Annotated in this window: 13 protein-coding genes and 1 pseudogene; 5 read left to right on the forward strand and 9 right to left on the reverse strand. The window is 61.9% G+C overall.

Annotation, left to right across the window (positions count from 1 at the left end):
• Positions 1–384 carry a hypothetical protein gene (locus BBD46_RS02180; protein ID WP_071400124.1) on the reverse strand — a complete coding sequence of 128 codons (384 nt, stop codon included), beginning with the start codon at positions 382–384 and terminating at the stop codon, positions 1–3.
• 375 nt (positions 385–759) lie between these two features.
• Between BBD46_RS02180 and BBD46_RS02185 the strand changes: the two genes are divergently transcribed.
• From BBD46_RS02185 to BBD46_RS02200, 4 genes are all read left to right on the forward strand, one after another.
• Positions 760–2208, forward strand: coding sequence for a sodium-dependent transporter (locus BBD46_RS02185; RefSeq protein WP_071400125.1), 1449 nt, complete (start codon positions 760–762; stop codon positions 2206–2208).
• A gap of 629 nt (positions 2209–2837) precedes the next feature.
• Positions 2838–3986, forward strand: a complete 1149-nt coding sequence (gene pdhA, locus BBD46_RS02190; RefSeq protein WP_071400126.1) for a pyruvate dehydrogenase (acetyl-transferring) E1 component subunit alpha — start codon at positions 2838–2840, stop codon at positions 3984–3986.
• Positions 3983–5041 carry an alpha-ketoacid dehydrogenase subunit beta gene (locus BBD46_RS02195; RefSeq protein ID WP_071400127.1) on the forward strand — a complete coding sequence of 353 codons (1059 nt, stop codon included), beginning with the start codon at positions 3983–3985 and terminating at the stop codon, positions 5039–5041. Before pdhA ends, BBD46_RS02195 begins: the two co-directional genes overlap by 4 nt.
• A gap of 106 nt (positions 5042–5147) precedes the next feature.
• Positions 5148–5537, forward strand: a complete 390-nt coding sequence (locus BBD46_RS02200) for a hypothetical protein (RefSeq protein ID WP_071400128.1) — start codon at positions 5148–5150, stop codon at positions 5535–5537.
• 38 nt (positions 5538–5575) lie between these two features.
• Here the strand turns inward: BBD46_RS02200 and BBD46_RS02205 are convergent, their stop codons facing one another.
• From BBD46_RS02205 to BBD46_RS02240, 8 genes are all read right to left on the reverse strand, one after another.
• A complete protein-coding gene (locus BBD46_RS02205; RefSeq protein WP_071400129.1) occupies positions 5576–6583 on the reverse strand; it encodes an LLM class flavin-dependent oxidoreductase in 1008 nt (335 codons plus the stop codon).
• A 201-nt stretch (positions 6584–6784) separates the two neighbouring features.
• Positions 6785–7189 (reverse strand): plastocyanin/azurin family copper-binding protein, encoded by a 405-nt coding sequence (locus BBD46_RS02210; protein WP_253184472.1) that lies wholly within the window; start codon positions 7187–7189, stop codon positions 6785–6787.
• 107 nt (positions 7190–7296) lie between these two features.
• On the reverse strand, positions 7297–8571 hold the full coding sequence (locus BBD46_RS02215) for a M24 family metallopeptidase (protein WP_071400131.1): 1275 nt from the start codon (positions 8569–8571) through the stop codon (positions 7297–7299).
• An 83-nt stretch (positions 8572–8654) separates the two neighbouring features.
• Positions 8655–9815: an MFS transporter gene (locus BBD46_RS02220; RefSeq protein WP_071400132.1), complete on the reverse strand. Its 1161-nt coding sequence runs from the start codon at positions 9813–9815 to the stop codon at positions 8655–8657.
• Positions 9816–9943: 128 nt separating this feature from the next.
• On the reverse strand, positions 9944–10363 hold the full coding sequence (locus BBD46_RS02225; RefSeq protein ID WP_071400167.1) for a hypothetical protein: 420 nt from the start codon (positions 10361–10363) through the stop codon (positions 9944–9946).
• Between the two features lie 152 nt (positions 10364–10515).
• Positions 10516–12225 (reverse strand): thiamine pyrophosphate-binding protein, encoded by a 1710-nt coding sequence (locus BBD46_RS02230; protein WP_071400133.1) that lies wholly within the window; start codon positions 12223–12225, stop codon positions 10516–10518.
• 157 nt (positions 12226–12382) lie between these two features.
• Entirely contained in the window at positions 12383–13351 is a 969-nt protein-coding gene (locus BBD46_RS02235; RefSeq protein ID WP_071400168.1) for a phytoene/squalene synthase family protein, read from the reverse strand.
• A gap of 110 nt (positions 13352–13461) precedes the next feature.
• Positions 13462–15093: a bacterio-opsin activator domain-containing protein gene (locus tag BBD46_RS02240; RefSeq protein WP_071400134.1), complete on the reverse strand. Its 1632-nt coding sequence runs from the start codon at positions 15091–15093 to the stop codon at positions 13462–13464.
• Positions 15094–15344: 251 nt separating this feature from the next.
• Here BBD46_RS02240 and BBD46_RS02245 point away from each other — a divergent pair.
• Positions 15345–16680, forward strand: a pseudogene (locus BBD46_RS02245) (RNA-guided endonuclease InsQ/TnpB family protein).
• Positions 16681–16725 lie beyond the last annotated feature (45 nt).

Consider the following 16725-nt stretch of genomic DNA (forward strand, 5'->3'; position numbering starts at 1 on the left):
CTATCCAGTTTGTGCCGTTCGAACGGTTTGTGCGACGATACCGAGTAGTACGAGACAGAACACGATCATAAGTCCCTGCGAGACGGCTGCGATGGCAGAGTCAACCGTCTCACCTGTGAGTAACGCGATGAGGTCCGGAACGCCGCGGGCGGAGCCGAAAATGCCCGCGAGCGCGAGCGCCCCGATTCCGTACGTTGCGAGGCGTTCTCGACCGAGTGCGTCACCGGCCAGTCGAAGGGCAATGACAAGTGCGCCGAACAGCGCCGGAATGAGGGCGGTGACGCTTTCGAAACTCGAGACCACGTAGGCACCGACACCGAGGATGAGCAAGCTAGCACCGACTGCGAGCGATCCGGTTCGTGCGACTGAGGCGGATTCGTCCATACAAACTGTTGTGTTGGCAGGGATAAGAAAGGAGGGAGTACTCCCACGAACTGGGCCTTCTGCTCACCTGCAGTCGACAGCGTCATCCTTTCCGCTATGGTGTATTTCTGATACCTTCGGTGAAGTGTTTGACTAAGTAGTGGTAACACACGGTAATCAGCTGCCGGATTTGGTCGATGGACCTACAGAAAGGTAGCAAAAAGAATACAATATCAGCCAATTCATACGCTTATAGCGGTAAAGAGCGGTCTGAACAAACCCCCTTAGTTGGTATGTTCTTCCGAGTAAAGAACACAATCGTCGATAATCATAATATATCATCATACCAAATCGATAGAAGCGCTTTAGGCCGTTCAGCCGATCCCATGAGACAGGATGGCACGAGAAACATGGGGTACCCGCCTCGGGTTTATTCTGGCCGCCGTCGGCAGCGCGGTTGGGCTCGGGAACATCTGGCGGTTCCCCTGGATGACTGCGGAAAACGGCGGGAGCGCGTTCTTGTTGCTGTACGTTCTCATCGTTCTCGGTGTGGGAGTACCCGGTCTGATGGCTGCGTTCGTTATCGGCCGTCGATCGAATCGAAACCCGGTCGGCGCGTTCAAGACACTGAAGGGATCTCGTGCATGGACTGCACTCGGATTGCTCTGTGTCGTGACGGCGATTGCGCTGCTCTCGTTCTACAGCGTCGTTGGCGGGTGGATTCTTCGCTACTTCGTCGAGAGCTTCACCGGCGCGTACTTCGCCGATCCGGGTGCACACTTCGAGACTATTAGCTACGGGCTCGAGGCGTTCGTCTACCAGCTAGTCATTCTCGGGATCACCGCCGCCATCGTCATGGCCGGCGTCCGCCGAGGGATCGAGGCCGCAGCGAAGTCTATGATGGTCGGAATCGTCCTCTTGCTCGTAGGGCTCACGATCTGGGCCTCCCAGCAGCCGAACGCGGCTGCAGGGTACGAGTTCTTCCTCGACTTCGACGCGGAGTACCTCTCGAACAACTTCTTCTCGGTACTCGGCGCTGCTGCCGGGCAAGCACTGTTCACCCTCTCGGTCGGCGGCGGAACGATGATCACGTACGCGTCCTACATCGACGACGACCGCTCACTTCCGTTCGATGCCTCCGCGATCGCCAGCCTCAACCTCGGCATCGGCATCCTCTCGGGACTCCTGCTGTTCCCGCTGCTGTTCTCGTTCGCTGACGGCCCCACTACTGGCGGTGCCGGCGCGCTGTTCGTCGGTATTGCCGGTGCGTTCGCACAGTTGCCGGTCGGCTGGCTCTTCGGGGCCGTCTTCTTCTTCGTCGTGTTACTCGCCGCGATCACCAGCCTGATCAGTATGCTCGAGATTCCCGTCTCGTTCCTCGTCGACGAATTCGATATCGACCGGTCGGTTGCAACGGGCTCACTCCTTGGCGTCGTCGTGGTAACCGGCGCGTTCAACGCCTTCAGCGCAGCCGTGTTCACGCTCGTCGCCGATCAACTCGTCGACCTCCTGCTGACGATCGGACTGACCGGCTTCATGTTCTACGTCGCCTGGGTGCTCGGCCCGGACGCGGTCGAAGAGTTCCGAAACGGTGCCGGAACGATCGCCCGCTCGATCGCGGTCCCGTGGCGATACGCCCTCGGAACGATTTTCCCGACGTTCCTGCTGTTTACGTTCTACAGCGACAGTCTCCGACTGCTCGGTTACACGCCGCCGACCGAACTGCTCGTCGCGCTCACGCTCACCACTGCCATTTCGGTGATCGGAGTGATCCGCTGGTCTGATTCCAAAGGCGAAACTGCCCAGCCAGCAACGGCCGAACCCGACACCGAATCTGCCGACTAGTGCGACCACGAGTGGGGACTCGAGTACAGTCTTGCACAGACCCGTTGTGTATACCCGTCTTTTGCGGACAGTCACCCGTGTAAGGGTGTTTGGACGCATTATTGCGACTTAGTACCACGGTACTATTAAGTAGACGATTGATGACTAGTTTTCATATGGTACCCGCCAGCATACCGGAGGAATGTGGCGCCAGTGACCAGTTTCAGCGAGTCGGTGCGGACTGGGTGACACGGTTCCTCTGGACACGTTGGACACGCCACACAGCGCTGGCGGGGCGTTCGATTTCACGTTCGATGCGGCACGCGCAGGAAGTGCGAGTAATGCGGTCACTGCGATCACTGCGGCTGATTCGACCGATGCGACCGATGCAACCGACGCGAATAGCGCGGACACTGCAGTCGCTGCAAGATTGTGTCGACACACCACTGCGACAGCAGCCAGAGACGGTGTCGCAGGGAGTAACCGATGGCATCGCCGGCCGGTAACGGCAACTCACAGCGACGGACCGATCACCGACGTTCTCGATCTCGGTTCTGGTCGAGGACATATCGGTAGCAACAGCAACAGCAACAGCAGCGTCCCAGCCAGCGCAGTGCAGTTGCGGTACGCGAGACACCCGACGCCCAACAATGAGTACGCAAAACGAAGCGGACCACCACCCAGACAGTGCACCGGTACACGGTACGACTGACCCAATCCAGATTCTGGACGCGGACGGAGCCGTGCTGTCGAACGCGGAGCTGCCGGAGCTTTCGGACGACGATCTGGTCGCGATGTACGAAGACATCAAGCTCGCCCGACGATTCGATCAGCGGGCAATTAGCCTCCAGCGACAGGGGCGGATCGCGACGTACGCCCCGATGACAGGACAGGAGGGAGCACAGGTCGCGACCGGCTACGCGCTCGACCAACAGGACTGGCTGCTCCCAACGTACCGCGAGCACGCCGCGAAGTACGTCCACGGGATGGACCTCGCGTCGCTGTTGAAACCCCTCTGTGGTCTTCGAGAGGGGTACGCGGTCCCCGACGGCGTAAACGTCATGCCGGAATACATTCCGATCGCGACGCAGGTACCACAGGCGACCGGCATGGCCTGGGGCGAACAACTCCAGGGACGGACGGACACCGCAGTCCTCTGTCACTTCGGCGACGGCGCGACCTCCGAAGGCGACTTCCACGAAGGGCTCAACTTCGCCGGCGTCTTCGACGTCCCCGCCGTCTTCGTCTGTAACAACAACCAGTGGGCGATTTCGGTCCCTCGCGAACACCAGACTGCCAGTGAAACCATCGCCCAGAAGGCCGCAGCGTACGGAATCGAGGGGGTCAGAGTTGACGGACTCGACCCGCTCGCCGTCTACGCGGTAACGCGTGCAGCCCTCCAGAAGGCGAAGAACCCGGCCGACGGCGAACGGCGGCCCACGCTCATCGAGGCCGTCCAGTACCGCTACGGCGCACACACGACCGCCGACGACCCCTCGACGTACCGCGAGGAGGACGAAGCCGAGGACTGGCGCGAAAAGGACCCCCTCGACCGCATGCGGAACTTCCTCACCAACAGGGGACTGCTCGACGACGACCTCGAGGCCGAAATCGACGAGCGAATCGAGGCACAGCTCACCGAGGCCGTCGAGTCCGTCGAAGCAGCAACGACAGACCCGACGACGATGTTCGACCACGTCTACGACGAGCTTCCACCTCGCCTTCGCGAGCAGCGAGCCGAACTCGAGTCCCTCCGCGAGAAGTACGGCGACGAGGCGTTCCACGAGGTGTTAGAATGAGTTCGACGAGTCCCGACGAGTCGAGACCGCCTGACGAGTCCCGGACTGCTGGCGATTCGCAGACCGAATCCGCGACCGAGACCATGAACCTCGTCGAGGCCGTCCGCCACGCCCTCCACACCGAAATGGCCCGTAACGAACGCGTCATGGTCCTCGGCGAAGACGTCGCCGAAAACGGCGGCGTCTTCCGCGCAACGGAGGGGTTACTCGAGTCCTTCGGCGGCGAGCGCGTCGTCGACACGCCGCTTGCGGAGTCAGGAATCGTGGGTACGGCGATCGGACTCGCTATGACGGACATGCGACCGGTTGCGGAGCTACAGTTCATGGGGTTTGCCTACCCGGCGTTCGACCAACTCGTCAGTCACGCGGCGCGGATGCGAAGCCGGAGTCACGGCCAGTACACGGTGCCGATGGTCGTTCGCGCGCCCTACGGCGGCGGCATCCGGGCACCGGAACACCACTCCGAGTCCAAGGAGGCGTTCTTCGTCCACGAGCCGGGACTGAAGGTCGTCGTTCCGAGCACGCCCGCCGACGCGAAGGGATTGCTCATCGCGTCGATTCGCGATCCGGATCCAGTCGTCTTTCTCGAGCCGAAATTGGTCTATCGCGCCTTCCGTGAGGACGTGCCGACGGATACGTACGAGACGCCGCTCGGCGAGGCGTCTATCAGGCGAGAAGGCTCGGACCTGACGGTATACACCTGGGGTGCAATGGTTCACCCGACGCTCATCGCGGCGGATAACGTCGCCGACGAGGACGGGATCGACGTCGAGGTCGTCGACCTGCGGACGCTCTCCCCGCTCGACGTGGAGACCCTCGTCGACTCGTTCGAGAAGACCGGTCGCGCCGTCGTCGTCCACGAAGCGCCGAAGACGGCCGGGCTGGGCGCGGAAATCGCAGCGACGATTCAGGAGGAAGCGCTGTTGCATCAGGAGGCACCGATCACCCGCGTCGCCGGCTACGACGTGCCGATGCCGCTGCACGAACTCGAGGACTACTACCTGCCACAGGCGCTCCGGATCCAAGAGGGCATTCGCGAGACGCTTTCATTTTGACGGCCACCGCTCGTCCAAGTCGGAACACGTCACATCCGGCTCGAAACACGTCATCCGACTCGGAACACGTCATAAAAGCTATAGATGTTGGTTGCGAACTCGACCTATGGTCTCCCGCGATACACTCGTCCACATCGTCTCCGTCACGATCGGTCTCCTCGTCCTCGCACTGGTCGAATACACCGGAATCGGCCCCGAAACGGGTCCCGCGCCAGTCGCAGTGTTCCTCCTCTTTTACGGACTCGTCCTCGGCGGTGCACACTTCTACCTCGCACTCCGGGGCGAAGACGGACTGATCCCGGTCGAGGCACGGTGGCGCTACGTCGCGACGCTCGTCGTCCTCCTCGCCGCCGGAGCGGCGATCTTCTACGGTGGCGGTCGCGCTATCGCGACAATCCCACTCGAGTCCCTTGGCTACATCGTGCTCGTCGTCACGCTGGCCGCCTATCTGGTCACCGAGTCCGTGTCTGGGTATCGTGCCTCCCGTCAGGGATGAGCAACTGAATCTCCAGTTCTCGTCCGTCGTGGCCGGCGCTACCGGAACTGCGGCGCGACCTCCTCGCCGAGTCGGCGGACACAGTCGACCATTTCGTCGGTTCCGACACCCGGGTGCGCCGTCCGGAAGATGACATGGATGTCGTCGCCGAGCGCATCACGGTAGGACTCGAGTTCCGCCGTCACCTGTTCGGGGGTGCCGAAGATGGCCTGCTCCTTCAGTTCCTGTTTTCGCTCGTCGTCGAGTTCGTCGACGGACTCGCCCGAGAAAATCTCTGCGTAGCGGCGCTGGATGTAGAAGTAGCCGTCGCGCATGGTCACCCAGGCATCCTCGCGGGAGTCGCCAACCCAGCCGTGCTGAAGGACGTAGACCGTGAACTCGCCGTCGATACCTTCTTCGTCGCGGACTCGGCGGATGTCCTCGACGCGCTTTCGCACGCCCTCGACGGACAGCGAGGAGGGCGCACACCAGCCCTCCCCAGTGCGAGCAGCGCGCCGCACGGCCGGTTTGGCTGCCCCGCCGAGCATGATCGGAACCGAGTCGCCGGTCGGCTTCGGCGTGATCGAGACATCTGTCGGGATGTCGTGGAAATTCGAGGTGTACTCGAGTTCCCCCGCACTCCAGGCACCGTCGAGAAACGAAACGAGGTCGGCGAGGCGTTCCGCGCGCTCTTCACGAGGGACACCGAAGATGTCGAACTCGTCGGGGTTCGAGCCGATTGCGAGGCCGAGGGTGAGTCGGCCGTCCGAGAGCAGGTCGACCGTTGCGGCGTCTTCCGCGAGGTGGATCGGGTCGTACAGCGGTCCGAGGGCGACACAGCTTCCGATTTCGATTTCCTCGGTGTCGGCGGCCATCGCGCCGAGTGTCGGCATCGTCCCGGAGAGGTAGCCGTCCTCGGCGAAGTGGTGTTCGGAGACCCACGCGCTGTCGAGTCCGGCGGCTTCGGCTTCGCGTGTAACCGTCCGGAGTTCGTCGTACAGCGCGGCCATCTCGCGGTCGTCGTCCGGTCGCCGTTGGCCGGTGAAGAGGCCGGTGCCGAGTTTCATACGCCACCGTGTACGTGGACTAACTTAACCGTTGACACGAACTGCAACGATATGGGTCGTGCCGCAGGAACCGTGGGATTTGGTGAGCGCAACACGAGACAGTGGCACACCACGAAGTCAGTCACACACTCGAGTTGTGATTTTTGTCGAGTAGATCGTCCGCCGGGCAAAACAAAGGTCGGGAACGTCGGAAAAGTGGGGTTATTGGACGTCGATCTCGCCACGCATCGTTTCCTGGTGCGGTCGGCAGACGTACTCGGCCATCTCGTCAGTTACCTCGTCGATCTCGAGCGTCTCGGTTTCTCCTTCCTCCGAGTTCGTGTCGGTTTCGTACTCGTCGACGACCTCGTCATCTTCGTCGACGATTTCGATGTTGTGCTCCGCCCCATCGATGTTCTCGAAGGTAATCTCATAGGCATCACCCTCGGTGAGAATCAGGGTTGGGTTCTCTTCGTCTTCGATCTCCTCGGGTTCGACGCCGACCCAGCCCTCGGTCAGTCCGTCGAACATGATCTCCGTCTCTGCTTCGATGGGTTCGTCGTCCTGTGCGCTCACAGTAGTGCCGAGGAACCCGATAGCGAGCGTTCCACCGGTCAGTTGCAACATTCTTCGCCGTGTACTCTCTCGGATCATCACCGTTCTCTGGCTACCCGAGAGAACTTAACTAATTCATCAGATTTGTCGTACTAATCAGACGTCCTGACATGCTCCGATCAGTGGTCGATGACCGTAATCTCCTCAACCGGCCACTGGCTCAGGATTTCGACGCCGTTCTCGCGGACGACGACCATCTCCTCGACGCGGACGCCCTGTCTGTCCGCCGGCTGCATCGTCTCGACGGCCATCGTCATCCCCTCCTCGATCTCGATCGGGTGATCCGGCGAGAGGCCGCGCCAGATCAGCGGCACCTCGTAGAGCTGGAGGCCAAGGCCGTGCGCCCAGTGATTCGTCGTCATCTCCCAGAACTCGTCGGCGTCGTACCAGTCCATATGCTCCCCCTCCTCGTCCGGGAACGCCTGGCAAATCTCATCGGTCGTCGCGCCGGGCTCGATGCGCTCGAGTACGTTGTACAGATCGTCCCGTGCTTTCTCGTAGGCGTCCTGCTGTGCCTGCGTTGGCTGGCCGATCGAGAAGGTGCGGTAGTAACACGATCGATAGCCGAGGTAGCCGATGTTGTAGAAGTCGGCGTAGACGAGGTCGCCCGGTCGGATTGCCCGGTCCGTGGTGTTCGCCTGATGTTTGGGCCACGTGTTCGGCCCCGAGGTGACGTAGCCGCCGCCGACGAATGCACCGTGACGCCAGAGTTCGCGGACGGCTTCGCCCCAGACATCCGTCTCGCGCATTCCCGGTTTCGCGGTGTCTTTGATGGTCTGGAAGCCCGCTTCACAGATCGCGGCAACCATCCGCAAACACTCGATCTCGTCTTCGGTCTTGATCTTCCGAGCGTCCTCCATTACCGCCTGTGCGGTGCCGACGTCGACATCGACGCCGCGGTCCTCGAACGCCGAGACGAGACTCCCGTTGCCGATGTCGATTCCAAGCGTCTCGTCGGCGACGCCGTACTCTTCCATCGCGTCGTGAACCGTTTCGGCCATCTTCGAGCGCAGGAACTCGCGGGCCGAAGCACTACCGGACGCCCGCGGGACGTTTCCGAGCCCCGGACAGGCGTAGCGGATGTCGTGAAGCCACGGGCAGTTGAACCGCTGGTTACTCGCGTGATCCGCGGTATCCCAGTGGACGATATCGCCGTTTTCGGTAAGGAGGGTGTAGTGATCTGCGCCGCTGCCGCCGGTCATCGCCAGCCCAGTCACGTAGCGGATGTTCGGATCAGAGACGAGGAGCATGGCCCCGAGGTCGGTCTCCTGAAGGCGTTCGAGCGCCTTCGCTTTGCGCTCCTCGCGGAGGCGCTGGGTGTCGATGCGCTGCTCCCAGTCGACCGCCTGCGTTCCTCGAGTACCCTCCATAAACTGCCGGTCGTAGAACGACATGGATAGGTATCGCATTCACGCTGAGCGACATAAATCCCAGCGCCAGTTTGCGGTGCTATCGTATTGCGGTGTCCAAACTAGAGTTACGTCGGCAGTCGTCCCATCCGCTCGAGAACGGTGAGAACGACGATCAGCGCACCCAACAGGAGCGCACCGCCGGTGAACACCGCGTCGTAGGTGTAGCCCTGCTCGATGAGCGTCCCCACAGCTGAGGAGCCAAGCGCCTGTGTCGCCATCCAGAGGGAACTGAATACGGCATAGGCGCTCCCGCGCGTCGAGTCGGGAAGGGTATCGAGCATAAACGTATCCACCGCGGGAAACAGCGAGTGGATGACGAAGCCGACGATCACGGAGATGAGGATCAACCCGACCAGACTCTCGACCATCGTCAGGACGACCACGCTCACGGCGAAGACGCCGACGATACCGAGCAGGTACGGAATCTGCGGAAGCCTGTCGGCGAAGTCACCGCCGAAGTAGAAGGCGGGAACGCCGGTGGCAAAGACGATTGTGAGCATCAGCCCGGCTGCACGGTCCGAGAGGCCCTTCGACTGTATCATGTACAGTTCGTAGAAGTTGAACAGGCCTTGCCAGACGAACACCGCGAAGCCGACGATGGCGAGCGCGGTGGCGATGAGCCGCCACTCCGAGAGCGCGCCAGCGACGAAGTTGCGATCCGCCTGTCCCGCACTCGGCATTTCGGTCTCTCGGGCGACGAACCACGTGTAGATCGTGATGACGGCAGCACCGGCAGCAATCGCCCACAGCGAGAGTCGCCAGTCGACGAACAACGTAAGTGCGACGAACGGCGCAGCGACGACGGCCGCGATCTGGTTCGCAGCGCCGTGGATACCCATCACGCGGCCGATCCGCTCCGGATACAGTTCGCTCAGCAGTGGATTCGCCGAGACGAAGTAGACGCCCGAGGCGATTCCCATGAAGAACGCACCGACCATCAGGTGCTCGACGGTCGTCGCCGTTGCAGCGATTGCGGACGACACCGCGAGAATCGAGCCGGAACTAATCACGACGTAGTGTCTGGGGACCTTCGTGAGAATCCAGCCGGTGGGCAAGCGCGGGGCCGCACTCCCGATCCAGGCGAGCGTGACGATGAGCCCTGCGGTCGCCTCGCCGATACCGAACTCGCTGATAAAGACATTGAGAAGGGGCGCAAAGACGATCCTGGCGAGGTTGATGAAGAAGACGAGAACGCACAGCGAGGTGAAGAGACGGGCCCTGGCCATAGCCCGTATTTCAGACCGTGAATCTCAAGGCTTCCGGAACAGTTCTCGTTTGCCTGAACGTGTTTCACACACGAGTCGCTCGTCACATCGCCGTAGTAGCCAGAGTATGTCTCGAACAATCGGTCGAACTACCGCCGCTCGTACTCCGGAGTTCGTTCTGTTTCGGATGAAGAAACGACACCCTGATCGCCATCATCACTGTCGGTGGTATCGCCATCAGTATCGGCGTCGCCATCGTCGCTCGAGAGCTCACGCCCAACTGCACGTTCCAACTCCGCTTCTGAGAGTTCTCCATCGACGTACTGGTCACGGAGATCCGCTACCGGGTCGTTCTCGTCGTCGGTCGCGTCCGTCAGCAGCGAGTCACCGAACAACACCAGAAGCGGGACTACTCCGACAAAGAAGACGATCGAGAACACCGCAGCGATGGCGGTGAAGCCAAACACACCGAGCAGCGAGATCGCCACGAGGAACGGGATCGAGGCGAGAAGAACTAAATCACCTACGTCCGCTATAACGCTGCTCGATGAGAGTCGTGAGAGCGCCATGTCCTCACGTGTGAGTACGCCGACGTGGCACATAAGTTCCTGGTGAGTCAGTCCGGTGTCTCCCCGTCTCCACTGCCCGATTCGTCCGCTCGCCGAGATGGACGCCCGCGAGACGGACGATCGCCGCAGTCGGCACCGTTGGAAGAAGCCGCTCACTCGTGTAAGCCACCAACCGACTCGTAGAACGACGACGACAGCGTCGCCGCCATATCTTCCTCGCGGTCGATCCGCACGTCGATCACGTGCGGCACGTCCGCCGCCTTGGCGGACTCGAGTACCCCCGCCAATTCACCAGGCTCGGTCACCCGCTTGCCGACCGCACCGAAGGCCTCGGCGATGCCGACGAAATCGGTGTCGTGGAACTCGACTCCCGCAATATCGCCGTCTGCGTGTTGCATCTGGCGAACCATCCCGAGGCTGGTGTCGTTCAGGATGACGAACGTGGGCGCGACGCCGTACTCGACGGCGGTTTCGACGCTGTTCATCGTCATCGAGAAACCGCCGTCGCCGGCGACGGCGATCACGTCCGTTTCGTCGTCGGTTGCGAGCGCCGCAGACACCGCAGCGGGGTTGGCCCAGCCCATGCCACCGACGCCGCCACTGCCGAAGTAGGTGCGGACAGCGGGCGTCTGGAGGTAGTACAGCAGCCAGAAGCGGTTGTTCCCCGAGTCGGCGGTGACGATGGTGTCCTCGTCGACGACTGACTGGATGGCCTTCGCGGCGCGCTGGGGCTTGATCGGTGCCGAGTCGTCCGCACACTCGGGTGCGTCGAACCACTCGCGAGCCTCGGCGGCGCGCTCGAGTGCCCACCCGTTCGACGAGCCTCCCGAACCTGCCTCGGCGAGCACCGCGAGGCTCTCAGCGGCGTCGCCGATCAGGCCGACGTCTGCGGGGTAGACCCAGCCAGCGTTGCGCGTGTCGATATCGGCGTGAACGATCGTTTGCTCGTCGGGGCGGATGAACTCGGGGGCCTGCCAGTTGGTGTCCATCGGATTCAGCCGGCAGCCGACGACCAGCAGCGTGTCGGCCTCGCTGACGACGCGATTCGCACCTTCGTGACCGAAGGAACCGATAACGCCCGCCGCACGCTCGTCGGTTTCGGGGTACGTCGACTTGCCGAGGTAGGACGTGACGACCGCACAGTCGTACGCCTCGGCGACCGCTGCGAGTTCGTCGTACGCCTGTGCGGCGTGGACGCCGTTGCCCGCAATGATCACCGGACGCTCGGCGGACTCGAGTACCTCCACTGCCGACGCGACATCGGACGCGGTCGGCGCGGCGTTCCACGTTCGTGCCTGCGCCGCTGCGTCCCAGAACGGCGGCGTCTGCTCTTGTGGGACGTCAGCGGTGATCGCGTTCCCGTCGAGCACGACCGCTGTCGGGCCAGGACGACCGGCGACGGCGTGTTTGAACGCCAGTTGCGTCGAGCGGATCGTTTCGACCGGCGTCCGCGGGAACCACCACTCCTTGCTCACACCGTCGAGAATATCCGGGAGGCTGAAGCCGCCGTAATCGCCGCGAGCCTGCTGGTACGGCGCAAGCGTCGAGTACTCGCCGCGCTCGGAGGCTTCGGTGAGGACGACCATCGGCGAGGAGGCGAGTCGGGCCTCCATCTGGCCGATCATGCCGATACTGCCAATCCACGGCCCCTGCCCGGTGAGGACGCCGGGAGCGCCGGTTAGCCGGCCGTACATCTCGGCCATCACGCTCGCCTCGCGCTCGTCTCGCGGTCGGACGAGGTCGATATCGGCGTCGGGAACCGCCTCGAACAGTTCGATCACGCGGCCGCCGGGGTAGCCGAAGACGTACTCGACGCCGAGGTCCTCGAGTGTCTCGACGAGTGTGGCTGCTGTGGACGTCATCTAGAACGGTTGTCCATTCCACCGCTCTTTGTTCTACCGGTGCGGTAGCTCGTACCACAGTAACAGGTGACAGTTCGGCTAGTTGGCACCACACCAAGTTTCCGGTGAATACGTCGAATAAAGGCCATAAGCGGCCCATATCAGGCGAAAACGATTGTCACTGCGTCGGCACACCGCCACCGTGACCAGACCCCCGTGACTCCGTCTCGCCGTCCGCAACCGGGACCGCAGACACCCGTCGGAACACCGCTTCCGGGTCTCGATTCCAGTGCCAGTGCCACCGCGTTTTGGCGAGACACCGCAGTTTGCGAGCCGTCGACAGCGATGGAGGCGACGTGAGTACGTCGTACTCTTGGCCGCGAATAATCGCGTGATGTTCCGCGTAGAGGACTGCAGCGAGTAACACCGGTAACTGGCAATCGGCGGGGAGATACTGGATGCCGGCAACGCCCTCACGGTATCGTTTCTCTGCACGCTGGAGTTCCTCGCGCATCACCGACTCGAACGAGTGGCTGTGCTCGAGGCGCTCGATTTGCGCCTCGGAGACACCATACGTGTCGAGTGTCCGCTGTGGCAGATAGATCCGGTCACGCTCGACGATGTCCTCGCGAACGTCGCGCAGAAAGTTCGTCAACTGGAACGCCTCGCCGAGCGCGATGGCATGCGGGAGCGCGGCGTCCTCCAGTTCGGGTTCCATGTCCATGATCGCGGTCATCATCACGCCGACTGCCGCCGCCGAGCCGCGCATGTACGACTCGAGTTGCTCGTACGTTTCGTACCGGCTCGTCGTGATGTCCGACGCCATCGCGTCGATGAAGACGTCGACCTCCTCGTCCGCGATTTCAGCTGCATCTTTCAACTCGGCAAAGGCCGCAAGAACTGGATCGTCGGCATCGACCTCGCCGAGCGCCTGAGCGCGGAGGGACTCGAGTTCGGCGCGCTGCTCGGCCGGCGGCATCCCGGCGGCGTCGTCGACGACTTCGTCCGCGATGCGAAAGAATCCGTAGAGGACGTGCGTTGCGTGGCGAACACGTGAGGGGAGGAACCTGGTCGCGAGGTAGAACGTCTTCCCGGTTCGCTTCTGGATCGCCTTCGCCTTGTCCGAGTCGATGTGGCCCTGGTGCAGGTGCATTCTCTCTCCGCTGACGCAACGGTGGTCGTCAGGTGACAGGTCTAGCCGAGAGAGAGATAAAACAGCTGACCCACACTAGTGTGGTCCCGGCTCCGGCTCGCCCTCTAGTGTGCTTCTGGCTCCGTGTCGCCCTCGAACAGTTCGTCGAGAAGTTTCTGCTGGGCCAGTCGCAGGTGCTGGTGGTAGGTCGACCGCGAGATATCCATCGACTCGGCGAGTTCCTCGCCGGAAATGCTGCGCGGCCACTCGAAGTACTCCGCGTAGTAGGCCTTCCGAAGCGCCATTCGCTGTCGTTCGGTGAGCGACGACTCGAGTGTGGACATGAGATCCTGTGCCGTCTGGGCTGGTCGCTCGACTTCCTGGTAGCTGATCAGTTCGACCTGCTCGAAGTGCTCGACCAGGTAGTCGTACATCGACCGGCCCGACTGCGCGTTGGGTAGTTCGAGCGCCATGTCGGCGACGCCGCTCCCCGTCTCGAGATGACGAATCACCGCCCCGTGCTCGGCGAGCGTCGACACGAAGCCGCCGTCGCTGTCGAGGGTCAACTCGAGTAGCGTCCCGTCGTCGGTCGTCGAGAGCACCGTCGCAGCAGTGATCCCGTCAGTATCGGCTGCCGTCACCGCGACTTCCTCCGGTCGGTCGACGTGGACGAACGCGAGCGGCGTCCCGTCGCCGTCGTAGGCGATTCCGCGGAAGGTAACCGTCGCCGCGAGGTCGGCAGCCAGCGCAGTGACGAACAGCGAGGAGTCCTCGATGGCCAACTCGAGTTCGACGACAGCCTCGGTGGTCAGCATCCGACGGGTCTCGAGTGCGTTGATCGCGGTCGCGATCGTTCCGGCCAGCGACTCGAGGACGAGCACGTCACGGTCTGCGAACGCGTCCGCCTCCGCGGCGAAGACGACGAGCACGCCGTAGGTAACCTCGCCGTAGGCGATGGGGACCGCAGCGACGGCGTCGACGTACTCGCCCGCTGCGATCGGCCACCACTGCTCGGCCGCCTCGAAGGAGTCGAGATCACTAATAATGCGAGAGTCACCCGTCTCGAGTGCCTCGACCGCCGGATGGCTCTCGTCCTGACCGAGCGTGAGCCGGTCGTTCTCGAGTGGCACCTCGTCTCGGCTGGCCCACTCGCTGGGCGTGATCTTGCGATTCGTTACGTCGACGCGGCCGATCCAGGCGAGTTCGTAGGACGATTCTTCGGCGAGTCGCCTGCAGACGCGTCGTTCGATCTCGGTGCGAGTGCCTGCGGTGACGGCTGCGTCGGTGACGTCTCTGATCAGTCCGTCGACTCGTTCGAGGACGTCCGCGAGTGCCTGCCGTTCGGCGCGAACGCGGGCCGCCGACTCCTCGGCGTCGATTTCGGCCAGTTTCCGCTCCGTAATATCGAGGTGAACGACGACGACGTGGCGTTCGCCGTCGACGGTGAACTGCCGCGCCCACATCGAGAACCATCGCTTCTCCTCGGGCGAGTGACACGGATACTCCATCACAAACGTCTGCTGCTCGCCCGCGAGAAGGCTCTCGAGTCCGTCGACTGCGCGCGCTGCGTGTTCGTCGTCAGTGGTCGACGCAGCGGCAAGGTAATCGACGCCGACGTGATCCGACGGCTGTTCGTTCGGACCGAACGTTCGCCACTCCTCGTTCGTCAACAGGATCTCGCCATCGCCCCCAAGAACAGCGACCGTAACCGGCAACGTCTCGAGTGTCGCTGCCGCAAGTTCGTTCCTGGTTGCCATCGGTGAGAGGTAGGAAGAGCGCCCCCTTAACGAGCGCGAAAGTCGTGGATTCGTAACTACAGTCTGTTTCCAACGGAAACGAATTGTGTGCTGTCTTGGCCGTTGATTACAGAATTTGCAGGCGAAAGCCCACGGCTTTAGCCGTGCGGATGAAGCCGTCACTGCTGCACCGTTCCACGCTTCACAACAAGCCGGATATTCCACGTTGCACGATCCATACCTTCAAGTAGGTTTTTCTACATAGATTACGTATGGCGAAACAGGTCGTCACTCGCACCTACACTGCTTCCGTCAGGAACCAGCAACAGGTGTCTGACGACCTTGACTCGCTCGGGTTCGCCGCCAGTAAACTCTGGAATGTCGGCCGGTGGACGATCAGTCGCGTCAGGGACGAAATCGACTACATCCCTGAACACGACGAACTCACCGCCTACCTCAAGAGCCACGAACGCTACGATGACCTCCATTCTCAGTCAAGCTCGTTCGAGACGGCGAAGCCGTCTCGTGATGCCAATGAGCGAAGCTCATTGAGCACAGCGAGTCCTACAAGAACTCGCTGAGGCGTTCAACGGCTGGTACGGCAAACGACGCAACGGAGATACGAGAGCGAACCCACCCGGCTACCGCAAACACGGCGACGACCACCCACGAAGCACGGTCACGTTCAAAGCCGCTGGCTTTAAACTCGACACCCAGTACGACCGCGTTCGACTCTCAAAAGGGTCGAATCTGAAGGAGTACTGGTCGGACTTCATCCTCTGCGAATACCAGACTCGCCCCGACGTTGACCTCTCTACAGTCGAGAGCGTCCAACAAGTACGAGCGGTCTGGACGGATGACGAGTGGGAACTGCACTTCGTGTGCAACGTCGAGGTTGAAGTGTCCGAAGCACCGGGTGAGAAGACCGTGGGTGTTGACCTCGGCATCAGCAACTTCGCCGCCCTCGCCTACGAAGATGGCCATGCCGAGCTGTACCCGCTCAACTGCCTGAAGCAAGATGACTACTACTTCAGCAAGCGCATCGCTCGGTGTGACGATTCGGACTCCGAGCAAGCCACACGCCTGAATCAGAAGAAATCGGCTCGCCGCACCCACTACTTCCACACCCTCTCGAAACACATCGTCCAGCGGTGTGTTGACGAGGGAGTTGGAACGATCGTGGTTGGTAACCTCTCCGATATCCGCGAGGATGAGGAGAACAGCGAATCAAAGGACTGGGGTAAGCACGGGAACCTCGACCTGCATTCGTGGGCGTTCGACCGCTTCACCAACCTGCTCGAATACAAAGCCGAGATGGACGGCATCACGGTTGATCAGGTATCCGAGCGTGATACATCAAAATCGTGCTCGTGCTGTGGTCGGGAGCGCAAGGCGAACCGTGTTGAACACGGGTTGTACGTTTGCGACGAGTGCGGGGCGGTGACGAACGCTGATGTGAACGGTGCTGAGAACATTCGCCAGAAAGTATCTCCGAGTCTCGCCACGGATGGTGGTGATAGGAGTAACGGCTGGTTGGCACAGCCATCGACGTTCCTGTTTGACAAGGAAACTGGTGCGTTTGCACCTCAAGAACAGATCACGTCGTAAACCACAATATCCCAATGAGGAATCCCACGGCTTCAGCCGTGTGGA

This window comes from Natrialba sp. SSL1 (assembly GCF_001861355.1).
Classification (GTDB): Archaea; Halobacteriota; Halobacteria; order Halobacteriales; family Natrialbaceae; genus Natrialba.